A 1,508-nucleotide genomic window follows, 5' to 3' on the forward strand; every position below is an offset into this window, starting at 1 on the left:
AATTTGCTGCCACCGCACGACTGCATGGATGCAGGAGCTAGAGCAACGCAGGAGCCGCGTAGGGCAGTCTATTCTCGGACAGCCTCGGGAAATAGCTGTTGTGTAAAGAGTTCTCCTGTAGAGATACCTGTCACTACAGCGAAAGGTGCAGAGGTTTCTCTGTATGAGTCACAAGAAGCCCCCACTATAACCGCCTTGGCGGTGGGAGTATTTCACTTTATATCGCCGATTATCAATTATAACGATCTTCGCTATTAATTTGTCACAGGAAATTGGATAAAACTTATATTACAACCTTGAACAGCTTACCAAAGCAGTAGCGTAAAACATTCCATCCGACAGCTAATTGAGCCTGCATATTTTCACCTTCACTCCCTGTGCATAAAGGTGAAATACAAAAAGAATCTATTGAATCGGCAATTTTTTTAAAAAAATCGGACTCTCTGTGAATTACTAATTCAACTTCTTCGACATCATCTTCATACATCTTGACAATTTCATCTATTGTGTTGAATTCAACATCTCCAATACCGGGCTGATGGATGCAAATACCATCTCTTAAATATATCATGGAGTGTTCTGGGGCAAGATTTGTCAACCTCTTTTTCTCATACAAGCTGATTTTATCTCCGGGACGAATATCTTCCGTAGAGAATTTCTTTGAAGATTGTCTTAAATATGAGCCTATTTCATTCCAAATATCATCTCCATATAATACAAAATTTGCAAACTGATGGCATGTGGCTGGAAGTGTTTTTCGAAGATCAAAACTATTATACCTATAATAGTTTTCTGGATAAATGAACCAATATAATAGTTTTGAAGGTTGAATCAATTCATTGCTACTTGTTCGTAAAATTGCCCCTAACCTTTTAAGAAAAACATCAGGGAGAGAAACATCAACTTCACAATCTGAAAATCTGACTTTTATTTTTATTGATTCTTTAACAAAATCGTTTTCACTTCGAGAAGAAAAAGACTTTCTCGTTATACCATCAACTTCAAAATCAAGGGCTTGATTTTTTGAAAGGGCTTGATTTTTTGAAAATGCTACATCCATCGATTTAGCATTCCTTTGATAAATCTTCGAATTATCTGGTTTACACCAAGGGGCATTTATCAGATAAACCTGATCATATCCTGATAATCTGCGAGTAACATGTCCGGCAAAAGCACATTTTTGGTCTGTTTTTACAGATTGATTTCCATTGCTACTCCATGAAGTCAATTGTTTCAGTGAATCCGAAAATTGAGAAGATATAGTTGGGAGTGCCATTTTCTGCTCCTTTATTTAATGGACTACTGACAAATAAGCTATTAATAAAGTCAATTAAACACAGAGACTAATTCATTTAAAATAACATGATTGTTAGTGTTTCTATCAAAATAACCAAAAGAGAATCGACTTAAGATGCTAAACACGATATTTCAACCTGTAATGAAAAGGCGGTAATTTAAGTAGCTAACCATATGAAATCATATATTTCTGACTCCTTGTGCCGGCACTC

General features: G+C 36.1%; 1 protein-coding gene. It reads right to left on the reverse strand.

Annotated features, from left to right (window positions below; translation table 11 throughout):
• Nucleotides 1–283 precede the first annotated feature (283 nt).
• On the reverse strand, nucleotides 284–1,276 hold the full coding sequence (locus tag KDK14_RS14765) for a hypothetical protein (protein ID WP_257265937.1): 993 nt from the start codon (nucleotides 1,274–1,276) through the stop codon (nucleotides 284–286).
• Nucleotides 1,277–1,508 lie beyond the last annotated feature (232 nt).

The sequence above is a fragment of the Endozoicomonas sp. ONNA2 genome, from assembly GCF_024606365.1.
GTDB lineage: Bacteria > Pseudomonadota > Gammaproteobacteria > Pseudomonadales > Endozoicomonadaceae > Endozoicomonas.

Coding starts and splice junctions, on each gene's coding strand:
- KDK14_RS14765 (WP_257265937.1), bottom strand. CDS start 1,276: ATGGCACTCCCAACTATATCTTCTCAATTTTCGGATTCACTGAAACAA.